Genomic DNA, 26,048 nt, shown 5'->3' with positions numbered 1-26,048 from the left:
CGGGGGAGGGGATTGGACTTTTGTCGGCGTTCGGCGGCAGTCCCTCCCCCGCCCAGCGGGGGAGGTTAGGTGGGGGCAAGTGAAGCAAGAAGTCGCCTAACCGGGAGACCCAACCCATGCGCCCAACTCTGCGCCCCCTGCACGCCCTGCTGCTGCTGATCGTTCTGCTGGCCGCTCCGACTTTCGCACAAGCGCAGCTCTATCAGGCGCCCGGCCCCAACTCGCCCACCACCAAGGAGCAGGTGCCGCTCTACGTCCCGCAGGACGACAAGCTGATCGGCCGCGTCAGCATCCCCGACGAGAAGCTGGCCGTGCTGGTCCAGCCGGAAGGGCGGGAATGGCGGGAATGGCGCAGCCACACGCTGCGGCTGGCGATCGGCGGGCTGGCGATCGGCATGACGGTGGTGCTGGCTGGCTTCTTTCTTTATCGCGGCACCATCCGCATCCATGGCGGCAAGGCGGGACGGCTGGTCCTGCGCTTCAATGGGCTGGACCGCTTCGCCCATTGGACGACGGCGGTCAGCTTCCTGGTGATGGCGCTGACCGGCGTGATCCTCACCTTCGGCCGGACGCTGCTGATCCCGCTGATCGGCCATCAGGCCTTCACGCCGCTGGCCGAATATTCCAAGTCGATCCACAACTTCGTCAGCGTGCCCTTCGTCGTCGGGCTGCTGATGATCGTGGCGCTCTGGATGCGCGACAACATTCCCGAAAAGTCCGACTGGCAATGGATCAAGACCGGCGGCGGCCTGTTTTCCAAGGCCGGCGGGCATCATCCGGAAGCCGGGCGCTTCAACGCCGGACAGAAGGGGGTGTTCTGGGGCATCGTGCTGGGCGGGATCGGCATGGCGGTCACCGGCTATCTGCTGATGGTGCCCTTCGCCTTCACCGGGATCGGCGGCATGCAGATCATGCACGTCATCCACGGGCTGCTGGCGGCCGTGCTGATCGCGGTGGTGATCGGCCACATCTACATCGGCACCATCGGCATGGAAGGCGCCTTCGACGCCATGGGCAGCGGCGATGTCGACGAGGCCTGGGCCATCGAGCATCACCGCCGCTGGTACGAGGAGCAGTTGCGCAAGGGCTATGTCGAGGGCCGTCATCCCGCCGAGTGAACGGCCGCCGAGTGAGCGGTCGCCCGGCGGGCGGTCGACCCAAGGGTGGCAGAATCGGGTGGTGAACGAACAATCCCACCCCCGCACCGTCTCCTTCCATAGTACAATTTACCCTACACCTCCCAGAGTGGCTGAATGGCGCAGACAAACGCGCTGGACCGGGGACCTGTCCGGTTCGCCACACTGAGAGGAACGGCCCAAATGCTCCACCAGGCTCTCGACACGCTCCAGAAGCAGATCGCGCTCCGCCCCCGCTACGACAACTTTATCGGCGGCCAGTGGGTGGCTCCGGTGGACGGCCAATACTTCACCAACCTGACCCCGATTACCGGCAAGCCGCTGTGCGAGGTCGCCCGTTCCCAGGCCGCCGACGTGGAGCTGGCGCTCGACGCCGCCCACAAGGCCAAGGACGCCTGGGGCCGCACCTCGCCGACCGAGCGCTCCAACGCCCTGCTGAAGATCGCCGACCGCATGGAAGAGCGGCTGGAGGTCATCGCGCTGGCCGAGACGCTGGACAACGGCAAGCCGATCCGCGAGACCCGCGCCGCCGACGTTCCGCTCGCCATCGACCACTTCCGCTATTACGCCGGCTGCATCCGCGCCCAGGAAGGCTCGATCGCCGAGATCGACCACACCACCTACGCCTACCACTTCCATGAGCCGCTGGGCGTCGTCGGCCAGATCATCCCCTGGAACTTCCCGCTGCTGATGGCCGCCTGGAAGCTGGCCCCGGCGCTCGCCGCCGGCAACTGCATCGTGCTGAAGCCGGCCGAGCAGACCCCGATGGCGATCATGGTCCTGATGGACATCATCGGCGACCTGCTGCCGCCCGGCGTCGTCAACGTCGTCAACGGCTTCGGCATCGAGGCGGGCAAGCCGCTCGCCACCAGCAAGCGCATCGCCAAGATCGCCTTTACCGGCGAGACCTCGACCGGCCGCCTGATCCTGCAATACGCCTCGGAGAACATCATCCCGTCGACCGTCGAGCTGGGCGGCAAGTCGCCGAACATCTTCTTCGAAGACGTGATGGCCGCCGACGACGAGTTCCTGGACAAGGCGCTGGAAGGCTTCGCGATGTTCGCGCTGAACCAGGGCGAGGTCTGCACCTGCCCGAGCCGCGTCCTGATCCAGAAGTCGATCTACGACCGCTTCATCAAGCTGGCGGTGGAACGCGTCGCCAAGATCACCCAGGGCCATCCGCTGGACGGCGCCACCATGATCGGCGCCCAGGCCTCGCAGGAGCAGCTGGAGAAGATCCTCTCCTACATCGAGATCGGCAAGGCCGAGGGCGCCAAGGTCCTGCTCGGCGGCGAGCGTTCCCACCTGGGCGGCGAGCTGGAGGGCGGCTATTTCGTCCAGCCGACCATCCTGGAAGGCCACAACAAGATGCGTATCTTCCAGGAGGAGATCTTCGGCCCGGTCGTCGCCGTGACCACCTTCGAGACCGAGGAAGAGGCGCTGGCCATTGCCAACGACAGCGAGTTCGGCCTGGGTGCCGGCGTGTGGAGCCGTGACGGCAACCGCGCCTTCCGCATGGGTCGAGGCATCCAGGCCGGCCGCGTGTGGACCAACTGCTACCACCTGTACCCGGCGCACGCCGCCTTCGGTGGTTACAAGAAGTCCGGCATCGGCCGCGAGACGCACAAGATGATGCTCGACCACTACCAGCAGACCAAGAACCTGCTGGTCAGCTACAGCCCGAAAGCGCTCGGCTTCTTCTGAGCCCCGCTCCTCCCTATCGGGCAAACCTGGGCCGGGGGCGCGTCCCCCGGCCTTTTTTCTTTCCCCGCGTGGTTTCGTGATAAAGGACCACCATGCCAGCCAACCGCGTCATCGCCACCCCCGAAGCCATCGCCCTGCTCGACCGCCTGTCGGCCAAGCACGGACCGCTGATGCTGCATCTGTCGGGCGGCTGCTGCGACGGGTCGGCACCGCTCTGCCTGCCGCTGGGGGAGTTCCGCCTGGGCGAGCGCGACCTTTGCCTCGGCACGGTCGCCGGTGCGCCCTTCTGCATGGGCGACGATACCTTCCAATGGTGGCGCAACACCCAGGTCATCCTGGACGTTATCCAGGCGCGCGGCGGCGGCTTCTCGATCGAGGCGCCGGACGGCGTGCGCTTCACCGCCAAGGCCCGCCTGTTCACGGATGAGGAATTGGCGGGCCTTTCCGATCCGCAACCTGCGAACACTCTCTGACTGACCAACACCGGGGAGCCATCCTCCACCATGTCCTCCTTCACCGGCCCGCGGATTGGCCTTGCCCGCCGCCATCCCTGGAGTACCCTTGCCGGATCGCATCCGCGGACGGAGCGGGAGGTGCAGGGGGAAGCCATGTCCGCACGGGAGACTTCCGTGAGGGAACCGGCGAGGATGGCAGCCGGCGAAGGCATGCCGCGCGCCGTCACCCATGCCGAACGCCCCGACGAGGCGGCAAGGGAGCTGCGCGCCGGGCTGGGCGACGTGGCGCTGGAACTGGTGCTCGTCTTCTGCGCGCCCAGTTACGACCGTCACGCCCTGGCCGATGCGCTGGCGGCGGAGTTCGGCATGGTGCCGGTCATCGGCTGCACCACGGCGGGAGAGATCGGCCCCGGCGGCTACACCACCAACGCCCTGGTGGCGGTGGGCTTCCCGAGCGAGGATTTCTGCGTCGTCACCGCGCTGGTCGACCATGTCGACCGCTTCGAGATCGCCGACAGCACCGCCATCGCGCGCTCCCTGCTGTCGCGGCGCGACCGCGCCATGGCCTCGCGGCCGGTGCCGCTGGGCGAGGAGGCCCGCAGCTTCGCCATGCTGCTGATCGACGGGCTGTCGATGAGCGAGGAGACGGTGGTCAGCGCCCTCCACAGCGCGCTGATCGACATCCCGCTGTTCGGCGCCTCGGCCGGCGACGACCTGCATTTCGAACGCACCTTCGTCCTCCATGAGGGGGCTTTCCACCCCAACGCGGCGGTTGTGGCGCTGTTCACCACCAACCGCCCCTTCACCGTCTTCCGCACCCAGCATTTCGTCAGTTCCGACCGCAAGATGGTGGTCACTGGCGCCGATCCGCAGCACCGCATCGTGCACGAGATCAATGCCGAGCCGGCGGGCCGCGAGTACGCCCGGCTGGTCGGGCTGGAGGGGGAGCCGCTGACCCCGATGATCTTCGCCTCGCACCCGGTCGTGGTGCGGGTCGGCGGCCAGTACCATGTCCGTTCGATCCAGAAGGTGAACGACGACGAGAGCCTGACCTTCTTCTGCGCCATCGACGAGGGCATCGTCCTGACCGTGGCCGAGGGGGTCGATCCGGTCGCCAACTTCGACGGGCTGATCGAGGGGATCGAGGCGGAGGTCGGCGCGCCCGACCTGATCCTCGGCTGCGACTGCATCTTGCGCCGGCTGGAGATGGAGCAGCGGCAATTGAACGCGGTGATGTCGGAACGGCTGGCGCGCAACCGGGTTGTCGGATTCTGCGCCTACGGCGAACAGGTGAACGGCATGCATGTCAACCAGACCTTCACGGGCGTCGCCATCGGAGGGCGCTAAGCCATGGCCGGCATCCCCACCCGCAGCCTGACCGCCGGGACGATCGATCCCGCCGAGCGCATCGCCGAGTTGGAGCGCGAGAACGCCAAGCTCCAGCGCATCAACAAGGTGCTGATGGACCGCGTCGAGCGGTCGATGGACTTCCAGGGCGGCGCCTTCTCGCTGTTCCAGACCGCCATCGTGCTGGAGCAGAAGATCCGCGAACGCACGCTGGAACTGGAACGCGCCCTGCACAAGCTGGAGGACAGCAACCGCGACCTCGCCCGCGCCAAGGAACTGGCGGACACCATGCGGACCCGCCTGTTCGAGGCGATCGAGTCGGTGAACGAGGGGTTCGCCCTGTTCGACTCCGCCGACCGGCTGGTGCTGTGCAATCGCAAATACCTGTCCTACTGGCCGTCGGTGGCGGGCCGCATCCAGGCCGGCATCCGCTTCAACGATCTGGTCGCCATGGTCGCCGCGGCCGGTGCGGTCAGTGAACCGCCGCCCGACGTCTGGCTGCGCGAGCGGATGGAGCACCGCCACGACCTGAAGGGCGTCTTCCTGAACCGGCTGTCGGACGGCCGCTGGATCCAGGTGAACGAGCGGCGCACCCGCGACGGCGGCATCGTCGGCGTCTACACCGACATCACCGTCATCAAGCGGGAGGAGGAGCGGCGGCGCGAATCCGAACAGGCGGAGAAATCCGCGCTGATGATGCTGAACGACCAGCTTCAGCAGGCGAAATCCCAGGCCGATCAGGCCAATTTGTCCAAGACCCGCTTCATCGCCGCCGCCAGCCACGACCTGTTGCAGCCGCTGAACGCCGCCCGCCTGTTCGTCTCGGCGCTGGCCGACCTGGAGCAGCCGGCCGGCAACGTCGAACTGGTGGAGAACATCGACGTGGCTTTGGCGTCGGTGGAGGATCTGCTGTCGGCGCTGCTGGACATCTCCAAGCTCGACGCCGGGGCGGTGACGCCGGAGCTGACCGATTTCCCGCTGCGCGGCATCCTGGCGCCGCTCGCCACCGAATATGCCGCCGTGGCGGCGGAACGCGGCATCGACCTGAAGGTGGTGGGATCGGGGGCGGTGGTGCGCAGCGACATGCGGCTGCTGCGCCGGATCGTGCAGAATTTCCTGTCCAACGCGCTCCGCTATGTCCAGGGCGGCCGGGTGGTGGTCGGCTGCCGCCGGACCGGCGACGGCAGCATCCGGATCGAGGTGTGGGACAACGGCCCCGGCATTCCGCGCGACAAGATCACCGAGATCTTCCAGGAGTTCCGCCGCCTCGACACCCCCGTCACCAAGGGGCGCGACCGCGGCATGGGGCTTGGCCTCGCGATCGTCGACCGCGTTGCCCGCATGCTGGACCATCCCATCACCGTGCGGTCGGAGCCGGGCCGCGGTTCGGTCTTCGCCGTCACCGTGCCACGGGGGACGGAGCGCCGTGCCGTGCGCCCGGCCAGCATCGCCGCCCGGCCGATGACCAACCGTCTGGCCGGAACCTCGGTGCTGGTGCTGGACAACGAGCCGGCGGTGGTGGCGGGGATGGAGGCGCTGCTGCGCGGCTGGGCCTGCGACGTGGTGTCGGCCACCAATGGCGACGAGGCGCTGGCCCTGCTGTCCGGCATGCCGCAGCCGCCGGATCTGCTGATCGCCGACTATCACCTCGACGACGGGGCGCTGGGCGTCAACGAGGTGGCCCGGCTGCGCGCCGCCTGCGGCCGCATCCTGCCCGCGGTGATCGTCACCGCCAACCGCACGCCGGAACTGGCGGACGAGGCCAAGGCGGCCGGCTGTCTGGTGCTGAACAAGCCGGTGAAGCCGGCGCAGCTGCGGGCGGTGATGTCGGGACTGGTGGGGTAGGGGCGGGCTGAGAAGAGAGCCTGATGATTTACCGGTAACGCCTTACCGGTTCGGCTGTTGTCGGTTTCATGACCGACCCGGCTGCGTTGCGCGACAAGGCGCTCGAAATCCACCGGCTGCTGTGCACCGTCTACGGCTGCCCGGTCGCCTATTTCCACAGCCTCGACCCGCTGAGCGAGCTGGTGTCGTCGCTGCTGTCGCACCGCACCCGGAATGCCGCCTCGGGCGCCGCCTTCAAGGCGCTGCGGCGCCGCTGGCCAGACTGGGAGTCGGTGCGCGATGCCCCGGTCGCGGAGGTGGAGGCGACCATTGCCGGCGTCACTTGGCCGGAGCAGAAGGCGCCGCGCATCCAGGCCATCCTGCGCCGGATCACCGAGCGGGTCGGCAGCCTGTCGCTCGACCTGCTGTCCGGCATGCCGGTGCCGGACGCCCGCGCGTGGCTGGAGGAACTGCCGGGGGTGGGGCCGAAGACCAGCGCTGCGGTGCTGAGTTTCTCCACCCTGCGGCAGGCGGCGCTGCCGGTGGACAGCCACCACCACCGCGTCGCCGTGCGCACCGGCCTGATCCCCGCCAACGTCGCCGTCGGCCCCTCCCACGCTGTTTTGTCGGCACAACTGCCGGCGGATTGGGACGCCCAGCAGGTCTACGACAACCACGAGGTCATGATGCTGCACGGCCAGCGCTGCTGCTACCATCATGCACCGGCCTGCGACCGCTGCGTGCTGCTGCGCCTGTGCCCGACCGGTCAGGCGCTCCGCCCGCCGGAGGTGCCGTCAGAGGACCCTGTTCATCCGGTCGGGAAAAGGGCTGGTGGTCGTTGATGTAGATGCGCAGATAAATCAAAACGAAATACCTTGTCCGTATGATGGTTTTGCTTGCCCATTCGGGTGAGATGAAATCAATGCGGGAACTGTAGCAATGAAAATCCAAGTCTATGAACTCGCCATGCCTCCAGTGCTTAATGAAATAACCGTAGGATTCGCTTTCGTTGCGATTGGTCTTGGTCTCATATCTATGTCAAGAAGGCAGCGAATTGGACAGAGGTGGCGATCCCGTTTCATGAACATGGCCCTGGTGCTGATCGCGGGCGGATTGATCGCCATTGTTTTGGTATTCCTCCCCTCTGCAGGAGTGGCGGCGCGTGGTCTCGGGGGCGCTGCAACGTGAGAAGCATCGCTGGCGCTGACCGGCCATGTGGGTTTCTCTATGCTCGTTTTGTGCATTGCAACACGCAGCCATTCCCAGAATGCACGGCCATTCACCATCACCTGGGCCATATAAGACTGTGAGGGCGACGAAGACGCCGCTCCGGTTTGCACAAGACGAGGCCTGAGGTGATTCACAAGATTTTGGACGCGATCGACACCATCGTCGCGGAAAAGCGGGAAAATGGGCAGCTTGAGGAATGGCTCAAGAGTGGTGCCGCCCGGCGGTTCTGCGAGAAGATTTCGTCCGAGCGCAAGCACTACTACCCCGCTCTACTCCTGTACTTGGAGCGCAATGGCGGGCAGCACGTATGACGGCATATGGGTAACGGGGACGGGCCGCGGATTTCCGCGGCCCGCCCGTTTTTGAGGAACCTTATTCAGCGGCCAGCGGCTTCCGCATCATGCTGCCGGTCTGCTGGAAGCGGGTATGCCAGGCGAAGGCCTCCTCCAGCAGATGCGGGGTATGGCCGCCGCGCTGAAGCGCCCGGCGGTGATAGTCGGCCGCCAGTTCGCGATAGCTGGGATGGACGCAGTTGCGGATGATGGTCTCCGCCCGTTCGCGCGGCGCCAGTCCGCGCAGATCGGCCAGACCGACCTCCGTCACCAGAACGTCCACGTCATGCTCGTTGTGGTCGACGTGGCTGACCATCGGCACGACGCTGGAGATGGCGCCGCCCTTGGCCAGCGACTTGGTGACGAAGATGGCGAGGTGGCTGTTGCGGGCGAAGTCGCCGGAGCCGCCGATGCCGTTCATCATCTGCGTGCCGTTGACATGGGTGGAGTTGACGTTTCCGTAGATGTCGCACTCCAGCGCCGTGTTGATGCCGATGACGCCCAGGCGGCGGATCACCTCCGGATGGTTGGAGATCTCCTGCGGGCGCAGCAGCAGCCGGCCCTTGTAGGAGCCGATCTTCGGCAGCACTTCGGCATATTTCCCGGCGCTGAGCGTGATCGAGGAGCCGGAGGCGAAGTTCAGCTTGCCGGCGTCGAACAGCTCGAAGGTGCTGTCCTGCAAAACCTCGCTGTACATGGTCAGGTCGTGGAACGGCCCGTCGATCAGCCCGTGCAGCACGGCGTTGGCGATGGTGCCGATACCGGCCTGCAGCGGCGCCAGCGAGCGGCCCATCCGGCCCTGCTTCACCTCCCGGCCCAGGAACTCGATCAGGTGGCCGGCGATGGCGTTGGTCTCGTCGTCCGGCGGCAGGATGCTGGCGGAGCTGTCCTGCTTGCGCGTCACCACGATGGCCGCGATCCGCGACGGGTCGATCGGGATATAGGGCAAGCCGGCGCGGCTTTCCGCCGTCACCACCGGGATCGGCTCGCGGAAGGGGCGGCGGGTCGGGATGTAGACGTCGTGCATCCCCTCCAGATCCAGCGGCTGGGTCAGGTTCAGCTCGACGATGATCTTCTCTGCCAGGATGGCGAAGGTCGCCGAATTGCCGATGGAGGTGGTCGGCACGATTCCGCCATTCTCGGTGATGGCGCAGGCCTCGATCACCGCGACGTCGACCGGCCCCATCTGGCGCGAGCGCAGCAGCTCCACCGTCTCCGACAGGTGCTGATCGACGAACATCACCTCGCCGCGGTTGATCGCCTTGCGCAGCACCGGGTCGGCCTGGAAGGGCAGGCGGCGGGCCAGAACCCCCGCCTCGGTCAGGATGCGGTCCACGTCGTTGCCCAGCGACGCGCCGGTCATCAGCGTGATCTTCAGCTTCTCGGACGCGGCGCGTTCGGCCAGCGCCAGCGGCACGGCCTTGGCGTCGCCGGCGCGGGTGAAGCCGCTCATGCCCACCGTCATGCCGTCCTTGATCAGGAAGGCGGCCTCTTCCGCCGGCACGACCTTGCCCCACAGCGACTTCAAGCGAATGCGATCTCGGTACATCGGGCGTTCCTTTTATGAGTGCTTTTTGGCGAACGGAGAACGATCCGTTCCCATGCGGTCATATTTCTTATTTGAAAATACTCATAAGGAGGCGCTGTCCGGCGCCGCAATTGTTCGTCCGGAATATCAGGCCATCCTGATGTGAATGGGTGGGCGAATATCGGCAAACCGGTGCGGGATGCGGACAAAAACTTGGAATGGTTTGGGATAAAAAAATGAAACTGAGTTTCAGTTCTGGAGATTTCGGCTGGTTACTTTGGCCTGCTCCCCTCACGCCGTCAGCGGCAGCGCCTCGTTGCAGGCGAAGGCCGTCATCACCATCGCCTCGGCGGCATCGGCCGACAGCGGGCGCGAGATCAGAAAGCCCTGCAGGCAGTTGCACCCGGCCTCGGCCAGCCAGTGCCGCTGTTCGGCGGTCTCCACCCCCTCCGCCACAGTGGACAGCAGCAGCTTCTGGGCCAGGGCGATGACGGTGGAGGCGATGTCGGGGGCGTGCGGCAGGTCGTTGACGAAGCTGCGGTCGATCTTCAATACGTCGACCGGCAGTTCGCGCAAGTAAGCCAGCGAGGAATAGCCGGTGCCGAAATCGTCGATGGCTATGCGCACGCCCAACGCCCGCAGGCGGTTCAGCGTCGGCAGGTGGTGGCGCACGTCCTTCATGATGACGGTTTCGGTGATCTCCAGTTCCAGCAGATCGGGCGGGGTACCGTGGCGCTGCAACACCTGTTCCACCAGCCGGGCGAAGCCGGGATCGGCGAGCTGGCGGGCGGAGACGTTGACGGCCACCGGCACCGGACCGTGATCCAGCGCCCAGCGGGTGGCGGTGCGGCACGCCTCCTCCAGCACCCAATGGCCGATCTCGATGATCAGGCCGGTATCCTCGGCGACGGGGATGAAATCGGCGGGGGAAATCGCCGCCCCCTCGTGCCGCCAGCGGATCAGCGCCTCGAAGCCGGTCAGCCGGCCGCCCGCCGCCTCGATCTTCGGCTGGTAGACCAGTTCGAAGGATTTTGCCGCGACCGCCTCGCGCAATCCCGCCTCCAGCCGCAGGCGGGTCTCGGCGCGGTCGGTCATGTCGCGGGTATGGAAGACGAAGCGGTTGCCGCCCGCCGTCTTGGCGGCCTGCATCGCCGAATCGGCCATCCGCATCAGCCCGGCGCCGTCCGCGGTAACCCGGCCGGCCGCAGCATCCATCGGGTGGAGGACGATGCCGATGCTGGCGGTGACATGGACGCGGTGGTCGCCGACCTCCCGCAAGGCGGACAGCCCGTCCAGCAGCCGTTGCGCAACCATCGCCGCCTCTTCGCCGTCGGCGACGCGCTCCAGCACCACCAGGAACTCGTCGCCGCCCAGACGGCCGACGGTGTCGCAACGCCGGACGCTGGCGCCGAGCCGCTCCGCCACCCGGCAGAGCAGCAGGTCGCCCACCCCGTGGCCCAGGCTGTCGTTGACCCGCTTGAAGCGGTCGAGGTCGACATAGAGCACCGCCAGCCGGCCGACGCCCGGCTCACGCGAACGCTCCGCCAGATCGATGGCATGGTCCAGCCGGTCGAGCAGCAGCGCGCGGTTCGCCAGCCCGGTCAGCGGGCAGCGGGTCGCCAGCCGGCGCAACTCGTCATGCTCCTGCTCCAGCAGGGTCAGGGTGTGGTTGAAGCGGGTGATGACGAAGCCGAGTTCGTCGTCGGCATGGCCGCGCGGCACGACCAGCGGCTGGCCATAGGGCTTTTCCGGATCGATGCGTGCCACCGCGCGGCCGATCTGCAGAAGCGGGCGGGTCAGCAGCCGGTGGAACACTGCCGCCATCGCCAACCCGATCAGGAGATTGCGCAAGGTCCCCGCGACCAGCGCCGCCGAGACATAGGCGAGGAAGCCTGCCGCCGCCCGCCCGGTGTCGATTCCGACCGCCAGCCGGCCGACGATACGGCGGCTGCCCGCCGCGCTACTTGCCGACGTGCTGCGGTCGGCAGCAGGGACGGCTAGGTCATGGACCAGGATCGGCCGGTCGGTGAAGAGCAGCGCGGTCGCCGCCCGTCCCAGCAGCGTCATCGGCGGGGCGGCCTGTTCGCGCCGGGCCAGCAGCGTGCCGTCCCCCAGACGGATCTCCGCCCAGCCGGCATTCGCGCGCACCATGCCGTCCAGCACCTGCCCGGCCAGATCGCCATCGATCAGCCAGGCAGCGGTCGCGGCCGGCCCCTCCACCAGAGCGGCCGCCTCCCCGATCCTGGCCAGCGCCATCGTCCGCTCGTGCGAGGCGGTCCAGGTGAACTCCACCGCGGTGATGGCGAATCCGATGACGAAGGCGGCGAGGACCGCATGAATCGCCTGCTTCAGCGTCAAGCTGCGCAGGACTGGGATCGCCATCGCACCGTTCCTCAACCGCGGGTTTCGCATCGCCACGCCTCCATTGGGGTAACCCTTCGGGGTGTGGCAAACCGATGCATTAATAGGGCGGGCGATGACTCGAGCGCGGCGGTTCTATGAAATTTTTGTAACCGGGATCCGGTGCTTATTGCTGGCAATGCATATTGCTGCATAGGACCATTCCCGCAACGCATGGCTACCATTCAGCATTGGTAATACCAGTTCGTGTGCGGCGCAGCATATCTTGGCCTTGCCCATTCTCGGGGCGTTTCCTCCCTAAACTTCAGGGCCGCGCATTTGCGCGGCCCTTTTCTTTTGAAGAACGGGAGGGAGGCGGGGCCGGTGCGTCAGACCCGGCGGGCGAGCGCCAGCAGGCCGCCGGCGCCGATCATCAGGCCGCCGGTCAGCCGGTTCAGCGACTTCGCCGCCGACACCGTCGTCAGTCTCGCCGCCAGACGGTCGCCGCCGGTCGCATAGGCCATGATCCAGCCGAACTCGATCACCACCATGGTGGCGACAAGGGCGATCAGCTGCGGCGCCAGCGGCGCGCCGGCATCGATGAATTGCGGGAACAGGGCGCCCATGAAGACCAGCGCCTTCGGGTTGCTGAAGGCGACCAGGGCGCCGCGCAGGAACAGCCGCACCGCCGACCCCTCGCCGGTGGCGGAGGCCGCGGCGTCGCGGCTTCCGGCCGGCTCCACCGGCGCCCGCCATGCGGCGATGCCGAGCCAGGTCAGATAGGCCACGCCGGCCCAGCGCACGATCTCGAAGGCGAGCACGGAGGTGGAGAGCAGGGCGCCCAGTCCGAAGGCCGACAGCGCCGCCATCACCGCCAGCGCCGCGCACATGCCGGCCCCGCCCCAGGCGGCGCGCCGCGCGCCGAAGCGCAGGCCAAGGCTCATCGCCAGCAGCATGTTCGGCCCCGGCGTCATCGAGATCACGAAGGCGGTGGCGAAGAAGAAGGCGAGCGTCTGCCACGTCATGGTCTGGGGCCTCGACAACGGGGGTGGGCAACAATCGGATGCACCACAGCACCATGCGCGCGGTTCCGCCGCAAGCGGCGCGGGCGAAACTCAGCCATGCCCTGCCGGTGCGGTTAAGGGAAGGCCGCCTGCACCCGCCAGGCGCGGAAGGCGAGGTTGGCCGAATCCTGGTCGGGACGCTTGTAGGCGGCAAAGCGGCGGTCGCGGATGCGGGCGCGGGCGTCGGTCCACACCGCGTTCCAGTCGATGGCGCCGTCGGTCAGCAGCCGTTCCTCGATGATGCCCAGCAGCGTTTCGTTGACGGCCGACACCCCGATGTTCTGCGTCGCCAGGACCAGCGCGTCGGGTGCCCGCTCCAACGTGGCGCGGAGCCGCGTGTGGCCGCCGCAGGACCCCCAGAAGACCAGCGCCGTGGCCGGCGCGATCTCCGACATCGTGCCGTCCTCGTGATAGCTGTGGCCGCGGTGGACGACGATCGACGGGGTCAGCCCCTCGCGCGCCATCCAGTCCCAGGCGGCGGCCCGCCCGGCATCGCCGGCGCCGGGCACGTCTGCGACGATGACGATGCGGCGGCCATGGCGGTCGGGGCTGACGGCGACGACGAAGCCGGACCGGCTGTGCAGCGCCCAGCCCTGCATCCGGTGCTGCCGCAGGAAGCCGCGGAAGGACGCGCGCCCGTCGGGATCGTCGTAGAAGGTCATCCTCTGCACGTTGAGGCCGTTGCGGAACAGGCGCTCCGCGGTCAGGGCGGGTGGGGCGCCCAGAGAATGGCGTTGAAGGAACCGCTCCGTCTCGAAGGCGGGGGTGGCCGGCCGGCCGGACAGGCGCGTCGCGTGCAGGCTGCCCGCCAGCCCTGCCATCGCCTTGACGGAGCTTTCGCCCGCGTCGCGGTACCAAGCCGCCAACTCGTCCTCCAGCGCGGCGCGGACCGCGCGGTTGTCGAGGTCCATGGCGTCGGCCAGCACGCCGATGACCACCGCGGGATCCGGCATGCCGCTCGTCGCCGGTGTCTGCGGCGTCCGGATGGCCGGCAGCAGGGCCTGGATGCTCTCACGCATCAGTTCCCGCGCGGTGGCGGGGTTGGTGCCGAACAGGCTGCCGGCCCGCCCGCCGCCGACGACAGCGATGAAGAAGTCCGCCCACAGCGGCCGGGTGCGCGCGCCGCGGGCAAGGTCGAGGATGCCGCGCCGCTCCTGCTTCAGCTGGATCTGGAGGATGTTGACCAGCCCGTCGAGCGACGAGGTGTAGAGCTGCGGACCGATGCGGGCGATCAGGCCGAACAGGTCCTCCGATGACAGAGCAAGTGTGATGCGGAAGCGGTCGGCCGGCGGATCGTCCACCATGTCGTCCAGCAGCACGCCGATCTTCGGCGCCATCAGCGCCGGGTCGCGCGCCAGGGATGCCGCCAGCGCCTTGGCCGCCTGGGCTTCCAGAAGGCGCAGATGCTCCTTGGACAGGCGTTTGCGCAGCTCGTGCCGCGTCTCGTAGAAGGGCAGGCCGCTGTCGAGCGAGCGCGTCAGCAGCCCGATGTCCAGTGCCCGCGCGATGACCTCCGCACCGCCGGGACGTGTGGACAGCTGGTCCGCGGCGCCAACGGCGTCGAAGGGGGCGAGCATGACCGCCTCCCGCAGGGCGGCCAGCGCCGCCTCGCCGGGAAACAGGCTGGAACAGCGGAAGGCCTCCGCCGGGTTGCTGCGGGCCAGTTCCGCGAAGGCGGCATCCCCGCCGAACAGCGCGTCGAGCACCGGCTTGCCCGCAGGCTCGTGGTCGGCGCAAGCCGTGGGCGTTTCGATGGCGCGGACGGCGGGGGCTGCCGGCTTGGGCAGGTCGGGCGCCATCAGTTCGGCCGAATGCAGCGGTGGAGGCACGGTCTGCGCCGCCGCCGCTCCAGACCAGACGCCGGACCAGCCGGCGGTAAAGACGGCCAAGAGCGCGCACACGGTCAATGCAGGCCGCGGCAAAGCGGCGGAGGGTGAGCGGCCTGAAAGCGTGTCGATGGCTGATGCGGACATGAACTGCCGGACGGGGGGCGTGCGCGGAGGGGCCCTGCCGGTCGGCTTACCCCATACGGCTTAACCTATGCAGGCAATCGGGACTTTGTCACCCGTTACCGGTGCCGCCGACACGGATGCCGGCGTCCCGCCACGCTGCGGCAGCGGCGGAGTACTCCGCCTTGGCCTTCCGTTGCTGCCGGAATCGCCCGACAGGGCATGGACAGAGACCGTTCGCATACCAATCCTCAGTCCTTCGTCCGACGTCAGGCGTCCGGACAGCCGGTGGCGAAGGGGGTGCGTATGCGTGCATACCGTCTTTTGGCCCGTTTCCTGACCCGTCCCCTGGCCGGCTTCCCGGCCGTCATCCTGCTCCTCACCCCCTTATGCCTGTCCTTATCCGCGGTTCCGGCCGTGGCCCAGACGCCGGTGGACCTGGAACTGGTGCTGGCGGTGGACGTGTCCGGCAGCGTCGATCCGGACGAGGCGAAGCTGCAGCGCAACGGCTATGTCCAGGCGCTGCTGAACCGGAAGGTGCAGGCGGCGATCCGCGGCGGACCCTTCGGCCGGATCGGCGCCACCTATGTGGAATGGGCGGGGGAGGGCCACCAGCACACCGTCGTCGGCTGGACCGAACTGAGCGATCCGGCCAGCATCGAGCGCTTCGCCGGCATGGTGGCGGAAGCGCCGATGATGACGGAGCAATGGACCTCCATCAGCTCCGCCATCGACTATTCCGTCCCGCTGTTCGAGAACAACGGCTTCGAGGGCACGCGGCGGGTCATCGACCTGTCGGGCGACGGCGAGAACAACCGCGGCCGCCCGGTTGAGGAGGCGCGGGACGCCGCGGTCGCCCGCGGCATCACCATCAACGGACTGCCGATCCTGAACGACCGGCCCAACCCCTGGGGCGGTGCCGCGCCGAACGACCTGGAGGGCTATTACCGCGACCATGTCATCGGCGGTCCCGGCGCCTTCCTGGTCCCTGCCCGCGACTTCGACGCCTTCGCCGACGCGATCCTCAGCAAACTGCTGCTGGAGGTGTCGGGCATCCAGCCGGCCGGGCGGGAGCGGGACCTCGCGGCCCGCTGAGCGAGGCGGGTATCAGTCCACCGCGCGATCGATGGCGCGGCCGGCCTTTTCGGCGGGACCCGGCGGATCGATGGCGTCCTTCACGCTCTGGCCGGCGTTGTCGATGGACTCGCCGGCCCGTTCGGCCGGGCCGTCCTTGTGGCAGGCGGCCACGGCGACCAGCGGCAGGACCAGGACGGCGGTGCGCAACAGCGTCAGCATGACGGTCTCCTTTTTTCGGTGCGCGCGCGGCGTCCGGTGACGGACGGCGCGCTGCGGTGCGAAATGAACGGTATGGCCGGGCTACAGGTTCGGCCGCCTACCCGATTGCACCGCCGAAGGTCGCGCTTGGGCTTAAACTTGCGCGGATGGGCTATTTCTCCCTCTCCCGCCCCGGGAGAGGGAAGGGGCCCGCCGCGAAGCGGTGGGAAGGGTGAGGGGTGACCCAAGGAACCATGCAGTTCAGAATTCTTGGCCGCCCCCTCACCCTCCCCACTTCGTGGGTCCCCTCCCTCTCCCGGGACGGGAGAGGGAATTTTCTCGAAGCCCGCCCCCGCCCCGCATTTTGTGTTCTACGGTCAACTGCCCGCCGTCCGTCCCGTGCCACTCTCGTGCTGGGATGAGACGGGCGGGAGGCCGGTATGGCTGGTTACCATTGCGATCTGGGGCGGCAACGTCACCGGTTCGACGACCTGAAGGCGCTGATGGCCTGCGCCTCGCCGCGAAGGTCGGGGGACGAGCTGGCGGGCATCGCCGCCGACAGCGACGAACGGCGGGTGGCGGCGCGCATGGTGCTGGCCGACCTGCCGCTGAAGACCTTCCTCACCGAGGCGCTGGTCCCCTACGAGGCCGACGAGGTGACGCGCCTGATCGTCGACAGCCATGACGCCGAAGCCTTCCGGCCGGTGGCGCACATGACGGTCGGGCAGTTCCGCGACTGGCTGCTGTCCTACGAGGCCGATACCGCCGCGCTCACGGCGCTCGCCCCCGGCCTGACGCCGGAGATGGCGGCGGCGGTGTCCAAGCTGATGCGCAACCACGATCTGGTCTGCGTCGCCGCGAAATGCTCGGTCGTCACCCGCTTCCGCACCACGGTCGGGCTGCCGGGGCGGCTGTCGAGCCGGCTGCAGCCCAACCACCCGACCGACGACCCGACCGGCATCGCCGCCTCCACGCTCGACGGGCTGCTCTACGGCATCGGCGACGCGGTGATCGGCATCAACCCGGCGACCGACAACGTGCCGGCCTGCATCGCTCTGCAGGAGATGCTGGACGCCGTGCGCACCCGCTTCGACATTCCGGTCCAGTCCTGCGTGCTGGCCCATGTCACCACCACCATCCAGGCGATCGAACGCGGCGCGCCGGTCGATCTGGTGTTCCAGTCCATCGCCGGCACCGAGAAGGCCAATGCCGGCTTCGGCGTCACCCTGTCGCTGCTGGCCGAGGCGCAGGAGGCTGCGAAGGGGCTGAAGCGCGGCACCATCGGCGACAATGTGATGTATTTCGAGACCGGGCAGGGATCGGCGCTGTCGGCCGACGCCCATTTCGGTGTCGACCAGCAGACGGTGGAAGCCCGCGCCTATGCCGTCGCCCGCGCCTTCGACCCGCTGCTGGTCAACACGGTGGTGGGCTTCATCGGCCCCGAATATCTCTATGACGCCAAGCAGATCACGCGGGCCGGGCTGGAAGACCATTTCTGCGCCAAGCTGCTGGGCGTGCCGATGGGCTGCGACGTCTGCTACACCAACCATGCCGAGGCCGACCAGGACGACATGGACGTCCTGATGACGATGCTGGCGACCGCGGGCGTCAATTTCCTGATCGCGGTGCCCGGCGCCGACGACGTCATGCTGAATTACCAGAGCCTGTCCTACCACGACGTGCTGGGCCTGCGGCATCTGCTGAAACGCCCGCCGGCCCCGGAGTTCGAGGCGTGGCTGGACAAGGCCGGCTGGCTCGACGAGCAGCGCCGCCTGCCGCCCTGGCCCGACCAGAGCCTGGTCGTCTCCGCCCTGCTGGGGAGTGCCGCGCCATGAGCGACACCCGGAAGGACAATTTAAAGGATCCATGGGCGCGCTTCCGCGGCGCCACCCGCGCCCGCATCGCGCTGGGCCGCAGCGGCGACGCCCTGCCGACCAAGGCGTTGTTGGAGTTCCAGCTGGCCCATGCCCGCGCCCGCGACGCGGTGCACAGCGCCGTCGACTTCGACCGTCTGGCCGCCGACCTCGCCCCGCTGGAGACGCTGCGCGTCCACAGCGCGGCCTCCGATCGGCCGACCTACCTGCGCCGCCCGGATCTGGGCCGCCGGCTGGATCCTGCCAGTGCGGCGACCCTGCCGGGTGGGGAGTGGGACCTGCTGTTCGTGATCGCCGACGGGCTGTCGGCCGCGGCGGTGCAGGTGAATGCGGCACCGCTGGTCCATGCCTGCATGGAGCGGCTCCCGCATCTGCGCATCGGGCCGGTGGTGCTGGCCGAACAGGCGCGCGTGGCGCTGGGCGACGAGGTGGCTGCGGCCATGGGCGCCCGGCTCGTCGCGCTGCTGGTGGGGGAGCGGCCGGGGCTGTCGGCCGCGGAATCGCTGGGGGTCTACCTGACCTGGGACCCCAGGCCCGGACGCGCCGATTCCGAACGCAACTGCATTTCCAACATCCATTCCGGCGGCCTGTCCATCCAGACGGCCGCCGACAAGCTGTGCTGGCTCGCAACCGAGGCGGCGCGGCTGAAGCTGACGGGGGTCGCCCTGAAGGAGGACGCCCCGTCCCTGGCCGGTCCGGACAACGAGAAAAACCAGCTGACCGGGCCAGGAAACCGGGTGCCGTGAGAGAGCGCCGCCATTCAAACCAACGCCTTTGAACAGGGGCAGGAGGCAACATGTCTGGGAACACGAAGCCTGAATTGAGCAAGAGCCTGAGCGGGCTCCACCTGTGGGGGATCGCCGTGGGGCTGGTGATCTCCGGCGAATATTTCGGCTGGAGCTACGGCTGGGCGGCGGCGGGGACGCTGGGCTTCCTCGTCACCACGATCCTGATCGCGGCGATGTACACCACCTTCATCTTCAGCTTCACCGAGCTGACGACCGCCATTCCCCATGCCGGCGGTCCCTTCGCCTACAGCTACCGCGCATTCGGACCGAAGGGGGGCTTCGTCGCCGGGTTCGCCACGCTGATCGAGTTCGTCTTCGCGCCGCCGGCCATCGCGCTCGCCATCGGCGCCTATCTGAACGTGCAGTTTCCGGGGCTCGACCCCAAGCTGGCGGCGGTCGCCGCCTATGTCATCTTCATGGGGCTGAACATCGCCGGCGTGTCGATCGCCGCCACCTTCGAGCTGTTCGTCACGCTGCTGGCGATCTTCGAGCTGGTGGTGTTCATGGGCGTGGTGTTCCCCGGCTTCTCCTGGGCCAACTTCACCGCCAACGGCTGGGCCGGGTCGAACAGCTTCAGCATGGACGCCTTCGGCGGCATCTTCGCTGCGATCCCCTTCGCCATCTGGTTCTTCCTGGCGATCGAAGGGGCGGCGATGGCCGCGGAAGAGACCAAGGATCCCAAGCGCACCGTGCCGCGCGCCTATATCGGCGGCATCCTGACGCTGGTGGTGCTGGCCTTCGGCACCATGATCTTCGCGGGCGGGGTGGGTGATTGGACCGCGCTGTCGAACATCAACGACCCGCTGCCCCAGGCGATGAAGGCGGTGGTCGGCGAGTCCAGCGGCTGGCTGCACATGCTGGTGTGGATCGGCCTGTTCGGCCTGATCGCCTCCTTCCATGGCATCATCATGGGCTATTCGCGCCAGATCTTCGCGCTGTCGCGCGCCGGCTTCCTGCCGCCGGTGCTGTCCCGCCTGCACCCGACCCGCAAGACGCCGCACTGGGCGGTTCTGGCCGGCGGCGTGGTGGGTATCGCCGCGATCTATTCCGACGAGTTCATCCAGATCGGCGGCCTGCCGCTGACCGCCAACATCGTCACCATGTCGGTCTTCGGCGCCATCGTCATGTACATCATGAGCATGGCGGCGCTGTTCCGCCTGCGCGCCGTCGAACCGGCGCTGGAGCGGCCCTACCGCGCGCCCTTCTATCCGGTCTTCCCGGCGATCTCGCTGGTGCTGGCGGTGCTCGCCCTGCTGACGATGATCTACTACAACGCCCTGGTGTTCGGGCTGTTCGTGGCGCTGTTCGCGCTGGGCTACCTGTTCCACCTCGCGACTGCCGGCATGCGGGTGAAGGCCGGCGCGACCGGCGGGCTGGGGCACATTGATGCCTTCACCGAGGCGCGGACGATGGTGGATTGAGGGGTGGATTGAGGGTGATTTAGCTTTCAGCGCCGGAAGTTAGACCCCCACCCCAACCCTCCCCCGCTGGGCGGGGGAGGGGGTTAAATGCTGGTCCGGGAGAGGGCGGCAGTCCCTCCCCCGCCCAGCGGGGGAGGTTAGGTGGGGGTCTGACTCCGCAAGGAACAGTTCGCCCTCACTCCCCGTCGTGGCTCCGGATGAAGCTGCGGATTTCCGGGAGGATGGCTTCGCGCCAGCGGCGGCCGTTGAAGATGCCGTAATGGCCGACGCCCTTCTGGAAATGCGTCTTGCGCATGTCGTCCGGCAGGGACGAGCACAGGCGCTGGGCCGCGATGGTCTGGCCGGGGGCGGAGATGTCGTCCAGTTCGCCTTCCACCGTCATCACCGCGGTCTTGGCGATCGCTGCCGGCTCCACCTTGCGGCCGCGCGAGACCATCTTACCTTCCGGCAGGGCGTGCTTCTGGAACACCGTCTCGATGGTCTGCAGGTAGAATTCCGCCGACAGGTCCATCACCGACAGGTATTCGTCGTAGAAGCGGCGGTGCTGCTCGGCCGAATCGCCGTCGCCGCGGACGAGGTGGCGGAACAGCCCGACATGCTCGTTGATGTGGCGGTCGAGGTTCATCGACATGAAGCCCGACAACTGGATGAAGCCCGGATAGACGCGGCGGAAGGCACCCGGATAATAGACCGGGACCGTGGTGATCACGCTGCGCTCGAACCACTTCAGCGGGTGTTCCATCGCCAGCTTGACCGGCGTCGTCGGGTTGGCCATCGGGTCGATCGGGCCGCCCATCAGGGTCATGCTGCGGGCCTGCACCGGCTCGTCCGCCGCCGCCATCAGCGACACCGCCGCCATCACCGGCACGGCCGGCTGACACACCGCGATGACGTGGGTGTTCGGCCCCAGGAAGCGGATCAGCTCCGCCACCGTGTCGATGTAGTCGTCCAGGTCGAAGCGCCCGGCCGACATCGGCACCAGCCGCACGTCGATCCAGTCCGTGATGTACACGTCGTGGTCGCGCATCAGCGCCTCCACCGTGCCGCGCAGCAGGGTGGCGTGGTGGCCCGACATCGGGGCGACCAGAAGCACCTTCGGCTGACGCGGCGTGCCTTCCGGCTTGGCGAAGTTCAGCAGCTTGCAAAAGGGCGACTGCCAGACGAACCGTTCGGTGACCGGCACGGTCTGCCCGTCGACCACCGTCTCCGCCAGCCCGAAGGCCGGCTTGCCGAAGCGGCGGGTCGTCCGCTCCATCAGCTCGGCCCCGGCGGCGACCGCCCGGCCCAGCTTGGTGTAGGACAGCGGAACCAACGGGTTCTGGAAGGTGTGCTGGGCGGCTTCGGCCCAGAAACGCATCGGCCGCATGGCGGCGTGTTGCATGTCGTACAGGTGATACAGCAAATCAGATCCTCACGTCACGGCTACCCCCGGTCGGCCAGGGTTTGTTGGTCCGGTTCGTTATTCCTTCGACCACTTATTGATCGTATTACCAACCATATCCTTCGTCAGGGGTCGCGTATAGGTCAAGAGCCTCTTCGCATTTGCAAAGCTCTGTTGTTAAAAGAACATTGCGCTGCACAAAAAATTATCAACCGCAACAATCCCGCTATGACCTCGGCGCGTGACTCCGTTGGTCATACTGACGTTCAGGGAAATGGCTGACGATCAGGGGACGGCCAGCACGGCGCGGACCGGCAGATGGTCCGATGCCCGACGGGTCAGGACGCTGCGCACCACCTCGAAAGCGGGGATTTGCAAGCCTCCCGTCACATAGATGCGGTCGAGCCGCAGGGTCGGCATGCGGGCGTGGAAGCTGCGCGGGTTGGCGACGTCGGCGAAGGAGGCGGCCAGATGGCGCAGCCGCGGCGAGCTGGGCGTCCATTCGTTCAGGTCGCCCATGAACAGGGTGGGCAGCTCCGGTTGCCCTTCCACCCGCGACACTATGTCGCCCACCTGTTTGGCCCGTTCCCAGGGGTCGAGGCCGAGATGGGCGACGATCACCCGCACCGGGCGGCCCTCCACCTCCACCACCGCGTCGATGGCGCCGCGCGGCTCGCGCTTGCCGACGGAGAGGTCCATCGTCTCCATCGAGCGCACCGGCAGGCGGGTCAGCAGGCAGTTGCCGTAATGGGCGCGTTCGCTGTGCTTGGTCGGGCCGGCATAGGCCTTCATGCCCGTGTGCTGTTCCAGGAAGGCGAACTGGTCCATCCCCGATTCGCCGCGATGATGCCAGCCGACCTCCTGCAGGCCGACGAGGTCGACGTCGAGGTCGCGGATCACCTGGGCGATGCGGTCGGGCGCGAATCGGGCGTCCAGCCCGACGCAGCTGTGGATGTTCCAGGTGGCGACGCTGAACGCGGCCATGCCGTCCGGAACGGGGGAACTGCGGTTGTCGGCACGGCGGGGACGGCGGGCACGGGCTGCGCGCAACGCGGCGGCGATGCGCTGGACACGCTCACGGCTAAAACGGATCACGGTTCCAAAATCCTTTCGTCTGGCCTGTCGTCCTGCCGGCCTTCTTCCTCTGCCTTCCGGCCGGGCTTCCGCCCCGACCGGCCGAGCAGCCGGCTCGTCAGCCAGCCGAGCCCGATCGCCACCGCTCCCATCGCCACCAGCAGCGCGATGTCGGCGGCGCCGGGATTGCTGATGGTCCGTTCAAGCTGGTGCCCGAGCAGGTTGAAGGCAAGGATGCCGGGCGCAAGACCGACCATGGTGCCGATCACATAATCGCCGAAGCGCAGCTTCGACGCGCCGGCGGCGAGGTTCACCACGGTGTAGGGCGCGACCGGCACGGCGCGCACCCCGGCCACCGCGGCGATGCCGCTGTCGGCCAGTTTCTCGTTGAGCCGCGCGATCAGCGGCCCGCCATGGCGGTCCAGCAGGTCGCGCCCCGCCATCCGCCCGGTCCAGAACATCGCCACCGCCGAGGCGACCGCCCCGCCCATGGCGGTGGGGAAGCCCCACCACGGCCCCATCACGATGGCGGTGGCGGCGATCATCACGGTCAGCGGGAACATGACATAGCCGCCGGCGACATAGGCCAGGATCAGCCACAGCGGCGCCAGCGGGCTGTCGCGCAAGGTCTGGAAGACCGCGAGCACGGCGTCCAGCGTCGCCCATTCGCTGAGCGCGGTGTAACGCCACATCCCCCACAGCCCCAGGAGCGCCAGGATGCCGGCCAGCATCAGCCAGTGGCGGGTGCGCGGGATCCGCGACGGCAGCACCCGGCGTACGATGTCCACCGCGTCGACCGGGTGTTCGGGATCGAAGACGCGGGCGTCGGCGACCGCGGCGGCCAGCCCGTCCGGTTCGGGATCGTGGAGCGGCTCCAGCCTGCGCCCCATCGGCTTGCGCAGCGACTCGATGGCCGCGGTGAGCGAGCCCAGCCGCCGGTGCGCCGCCGCCACCGCGGCCGGGCTGGTGCCCAGATGTTCGGCGATCAGGTCGTCGCGTGTGTGGCGGATCGCCCGGCGGGTCTCCGCGTCCTCCGGCCCCGGCCCGGCTTCCAGCGCCAGATCGCATTCTGTGTCGAGGCCCATGGAGCGGTTGTTGAGGTTGGCGGAGCCGATGCGCAGCAGCCGGTCGTCCACCACCATCACCTTGGCATGGACGGTGATGCAGGAGCCGCCGTCGGTCAGTGCCGCGAACAGGCGGAAGCGACCGTGCCTGTCGGCCTCGCGCAGTTCGCGGGTCAGCCGGGCGCGGGCGCCCAGCATCACGGTGTTCTCCAGCCAGCTGGTGGTGCGCACCGGATTGACGACGATCACCTCCGGCCCATCCTCCTCCGCCAGCCGGGCCTTGAGCGCCTCGGCCACGGCGGTGGAGGCGAAATACTGGCTTTCCAGATAGATGACCTCGCGCGCCTGGGCGATGGCCTCCAGATAGAGCGCTTCCACCTCGCGCACCGCCTCGCGGCCGTTGCAGGCGGGATCGGTGCGGGCGATGCCAACGCGCACGCCGCGCAGCAGCGGCTCGAAACCCGGCGGCCAGGGGTCGGCGGCCAGCGGATGGCGGCGCGGCGGGCGGCCGGGCGACGGGGCGGGGGGCGTCAGCGTCTCGCCGGTCGCCCGCGCCCAGCGTTCGCGGAACATTTCGCCCAGCGCCCGGGCGGCGTCGCCGTCCACCGCCATCATCAGGTCGTGGAACGGCTCGTAGGACTTGCCGTCGGGCTGGCGCCGCCGCGGGTCGTGCCCATGATGGGCGCGGGTGTCCCAGCGGTTGGCCGTGATGTCCAGCCCGCCGCAGAAGGCGACCCGGTCGTCGATCACCAGCATCTTCTGATGATGGCAGGCGCCGGTCGGGTGGTCGCCGTCCAGCCGGTACTGCAGGCGCCGGTGGGTCAGCCAGTTGCGCAGCATGAAGGGGTGCGACCAGCGGGCGAGGTCGAACAGCTCCGCATAGTCCCATTTCAGCACATGAATGTGCAGGTCCGGCCGCGTCGTCGCCAGCCAGTTCAGCAGAGTGCCCAGCCGGTCGGGCCGGCGCGGCCGGCGCGTCTGCGGCATCAGGCGAATGCGGGCGTCGAAGTCCCAGGCGGTCAGGTAGATGGTGCGCCGGGCCCGCCGCATGGCGGCCTTTGCCAGCGCGAAATAATCCTCACCATCGACGATGACGCCCAGCCGCGCCGTCTCCTCCACCCGCCAGCAGGTCCGTCCCGGTTCCAGGATCGGCCGCAGCGCGCCGGCGGGGACGGCGTCGTCGGGCGGCGGTCCGGCGGAGGGGAGCGGCTGGGGCGAGTGGGCGTACATGGGTTCCGGTCGGCTGTGTGTCCTGGGTCATAACATCTGGGAAGGCCTTTCCTTCCTCGCCCTCAGCCATTTGGTGAAAGCCGCCGGGAATTGCAGCCACCCCGGCCACGCTGCCGGTCGAAAAATTCGGGTGGGACGGCTTTTCCGCCGCGGTTCCGGGGCAGGCGCTAATTCTGTTGCCCCATGGGGGTGGGGGCGCTTACGGTCGCATGTCGCACCCGATATGCCGTTTCCCCCCGATACCGTCCTTCTGATGCCGCGCCCCCTGATCCGCCGCCTGATCGATGCCGTGCCGACCGCCATCCTGCCGATGGCGGCGGGGATCGGGCTGTCGGCACTGGTGGCGCCGCAGCCGGACGCCGCGACGGCGCTGCTGTACGGGCTGGCGGTGACGCTGCTGCTGACCCTGCCGTCGCTGGCGGTGGGCACCGCGCTGGGCGCCCTGGCCGGGTCCTGGGCTGCGGTGGCGCCCCGGTCGGCGGGCGGGCTGATCGGACGATTCCTGGCCGGGGCGGGTCCGCTGCTTCCGGGATTCCTGCTGGCCGCCGTCGCGGCGCTCGCCGTGCGGGCGGGGGCATCGGCGGCACCGCTGGGCTGGACCGCGCTCGCCATTCCCGCAGCCTGTCAGGCGGCACGGCTGTCGCGCCCGGCGATGGAGCGCGCGCTCGGCGCCGGGCCGGAGGGCGGCGCGGTGCGCATGGCCCGCGGCCTGGGGCTGGACGAACGCACCGTGCTGCGCCACCACGCCCTGCCGCAGGCGGTCGCCCCGGTGATGGGGGGCCTGCGCGCCGCGGTGCTGGCCGCAGTGGTCGGGGCGGTGGCGCTGGAAAGCCTGTTGGACCTGCCGGGGGCGGGCGGGCTGATGATCGACGCCGCCCGCGCCGGATCGGCGGCGGGATCGCTGCCGGTGCTGGTGGCGCTCTGCGGGCTGACTGCGCTGCTGGGTGCCCTCGGCCTTGCCGTGCGCGACTGGATCGATCCGGCCAACCACAGCTCCACGCCCTATGACGGCGCGTGACGGACGAAGGGACC

20 protein-coding genes are annotated in these 26,048 nt (G+C 68.4%); 12 read left to right on the top strand and 8 right to left on the bottom strand.

Going from position 1 to position 26,048, the window contains the following annotated elements:
* The first annotated feature begins 116 nt into the window (after window positions 1-116).
* From J2Y49_RS13885 to J2Y49_RS13855, 7 genes are all read left to right on the top strand, one after another.
* A complete protein-coding gene (locus J2Y49_RS13885) occupies window positions 117-1,118 on the top strand; it encodes a formate dehydrogenase subunit gamma (protein ID WP_310115436.1) in 1,002 nt (333 codons plus the stop codon).
* 201 nt (window positions 1,119-1,319) lie between these two features.
* Window positions 1,320-2,840 (top strand): aldehyde dehydrogenase, encoded by a 1,521-nt coding sequence (adh, locus tag J2Y49_RS13880; protein ID WP_310115435.1) that lies wholly within the window; start codon window positions 1,320-1,322, stop codon window positions 2,838-2,840.
* 92 nt (window positions 2,841-2,932) lie between these two features.
* A complete protein-coding gene (locus tag J2Y49_RS13875; RefSeq protein ID WP_310115434.1) occupies window positions 2,933-3,313 on the top strand; it encodes a DUF779 domain-containing protein in 381 nt (126 codons plus the stop codon).
* 174 nt (window positions 3,314-3,487) lie between these two features.
* Entirely contained in the window at window positions 3,488-4,642 is a 1,155-nt protein-coding gene (nosP, locus tag J2Y49_RS13870; protein ID WP_310115433.1) for a nitric oxide-sensing protein NosP, read from the top strand.
* A 3-nt stretch (window positions 4,643-4,645) separates the two neighbouring features.
* On the top strand, window positions 4,646-6,487 hold the full coding sequence (locus J2Y49_RS13865; protein ID WP_310115432.1) for a NahK/ErcS family hybrid sensor histidine kinase/response regulator: 1,842 nt from the start codon (window positions 4,646-4,648) through the stop codon (window positions 6,485-6,487).
* 68 nt (window positions 6,488-6,555) lie between these two features.
* Window positions 6,556-7,308 carry a Fe-S cluster assembly protein HesB gene (gene nth / locus J2Y49_RS13860; protein ID WP_310115431.1) on the top strand — a complete coding sequence of 251 codons (753 nt, stop codon included), beginning with the start codon at window positions 6,556-6,558 and terminating at the stop codon, window positions 7,306-7,308.
* 513 nt (window positions 7,309-7,821) lie between these two features.
* The gene (locus J2Y49_RS13855; RefSeq protein ID WP_194913599.1) at window positions 7,822-8,007 is read left to right on the top strand and encodes a hypothetical protein; all 186 of its coding nucleotides are present in this window, start codon (window positions 7,822-7,824) and stop codon (window positions 8,005-8,007) included.
* Between the two features lie 61 nt (window positions 8,008-8,068).
* Here the strand turns inward: J2Y49_RS13855 and J2Y49_RS13850 are convergent, their stop codons facing one another.
* The 4 genes from J2Y49_RS13850 to J2Y49_RS13835 all read right to left on the bottom strand — a co-directional run bounded on the left by J2Y49_RS13850 (window position 8,069) and on the right by J2Y49_RS13835 (window position 14,849).
* Window positions 8,069-9,577: an acetyl-CoA hydrolase/transferase family protein gene (locus J2Y49_RS13850; protein WP_310115430.1), complete on the bottom strand. Its 1,509-nt coding sequence runs from the start codon at window positions 9,575-9,577 to the stop codon at window positions 8,069-8,071.
* A gap of 270 nt (window positions 9,578-9,847) precedes the next feature.
* Entirely contained in the window at window positions 9,848-11,938 is a 2,091-nt protein-coding gene (locus tag J2Y49_RS13845) for an EAL domain-containing protein (RefSeq protein WP_310115429.1), read from the bottom strand.
* Between the two features lie 347 nt (window positions 11,939-12,285).
* Entirely contained in the window at window positions 12,286-12,921 is a 636-nt protein-coding gene (locus J2Y49_RS13840; RefSeq protein WP_310115428.1) for a LysE family transporter, read from the bottom strand.
* A gap of 113 nt (window positions 12,922-13,034) precedes the next feature.
* The gene (locus J2Y49_RS13835) at window positions 13,035-14,849 is read right to left on the bottom strand and encodes a hypothetical protein (protein WP_310115427.1); all 1,815 of its coding nucleotides are present in this window, start codon (window positions 14,847-14,849) and stop codon (window positions 13,035-13,037) included.
* A gap of 366 nt (window positions 14,850-15,215) precedes the next feature.
* Between J2Y49_RS13835 and J2Y49_RS13830 the strand changes: the two genes are divergently transcribed.
* Window positions 15,216-16,004 carry a DUF1194 domain-containing protein gene (locus J2Y49_RS13830; protein WP_310115425.1) on the top strand — a complete coding sequence of 263 codons (789 nt, stop codon included), beginning with the start codon at window positions 15,216-15,218 and terminating at the stop codon, window positions 16,002-16,004.
* Window positions 16,005-16,016: 12 nt separating this feature from the next.
* Here the strand turns inward: J2Y49_RS13830 and J2Y49_RS13825 are convergent, their stop codons facing one another.
* The gene (locus J2Y49_RS13825; protein ID WP_085092305.1) at window positions 16,017-16,205 is read right to left on the bottom strand and encodes a hypothetical protein; all 189 of its coding nucleotides are present in this window, start codon (window positions 16,203-16,205) and stop codon (window positions 16,017-16,019) included.
* Window positions 16,206-16,624: 419 nt separating this feature from the next.
* Between J2Y49_RS13825 and J2Y49_RS13820 the strand changes: the two genes are divergently transcribed.
* From J2Y49_RS13820 to eat, 3 genes are read left to right on the top strand one after another with little or no spacing between them, the layout of a single operon-like run.
* Window positions 16,625-18,019, top strand: coding sequence for an ethanolamine ammonia-lyase subunit EutB (locus J2Y49_RS13820; RefSeq protein WP_310115424.1), 1,395 nt, complete (start codon window positions 16,625-16,627; stop codon window positions 18,017-18,019).
* A complete protein-coding gene (eutC, locus tag J2Y49_RS13815; protein ID WP_310115423.1) occupies window positions 18,016-18,804 on the top strand; it encodes an ethanolamine ammonia-lyase subunit EutC in 789 nt (262 codons plus the stop codon). The genes J2Y49_RS13820 and eutC overlap by 4 nt, the downstream gene beginning before the upstream one ends.
* Before the next feature lie 50 nt (window positions 18,805-18,854).
* Window positions 18,855-20,267 (top strand): ethanolamine permease, encoded by a 1,413-nt coding sequence (gene eat / locus J2Y49_RS13810; protein ID WP_310115422.1) that lies wholly within the window; start codon window positions 18,855-18,857, stop codon window positions 20,265-20,267.
* A gap of 175 nt (window positions 20,268-20,442) precedes the next feature.
* Here the strand turns inward: eat and J2Y49_RS13805 are convergent, their stop codons facing one another.
* The 3 genes from J2Y49_RS13805 to J2Y49_RS13795 form a co-directional block, all read right to left on the bottom strand.
* Window positions 20,443-21,669, bottom strand: a complete 1,227-nt coding sequence (locus J2Y49_RS13805) for a polyhydroxyalkanoate depolymerase (RefSeq protein WP_310115421.1) — start codon at window positions 21,667-21,669, stop codon at window positions 20,443-20,445.
* A 264-nt stretch (window positions 21,670-21,933) separates the two neighbouring features.
* The gene (locus tag J2Y49_RS13800) at window positions 21,934-22,743 is read right to left on the bottom strand and encodes an endonuclease/exonuclease/phosphatase family protein (RefSeq protein WP_310115420.1); all 810 of its coding nucleotides are present in this window, start codon (window positions 22,741-22,743) and stop codon (window positions 21,934-21,936) included.
* Window positions 22,740-25,016 (bottom strand): VTT domain-containing protein, encoded by a 2,277-nt coding sequence (locus J2Y49_RS13795; RefSeq protein ID WP_310115419.1) that lies wholly within the window; start codon window positions 25,014-25,016, stop codon window positions 22,740-22,742. The genes J2Y49_RS13800 and J2Y49_RS13795 overlap by 4 nt, the downstream gene beginning before the upstream one ends.
* Before the next feature lie 253 nt (window positions 25,017-25,269).
* Between J2Y49_RS13795 and J2Y49_RS13790 the strand changes: the two genes are divergently transcribed.
* Window positions 25,270-26,034 carry an ABC transporter permease subunit gene (locus J2Y49_RS13790; RefSeq protein ID WP_310115417.1) on the top strand — a complete coding sequence of 255 codons (765 nt, stop codon included), beginning with the start codon at window positions 25,270-25,272 and terminating at the stop codon, window positions 26,032-26,034.
* The last annotated feature ends 14 nt before the right edge of the window (window positions 26,035-26,048 follow it).

Source organism: Azospirillum sp. BE72 (genome assembly GCF_031455875.1).
In the GTDB taxonomy this organism is placed as follows: Bacteria; Pseudomonadota; Alphaproteobacteria; order Azospirillales; family Azospirillaceae; genus Azospirillum.
Note: the sequence above shows the minus strand (reverse complement) of the source record. Positions and strands in the feature narration are given on the sequence as shown.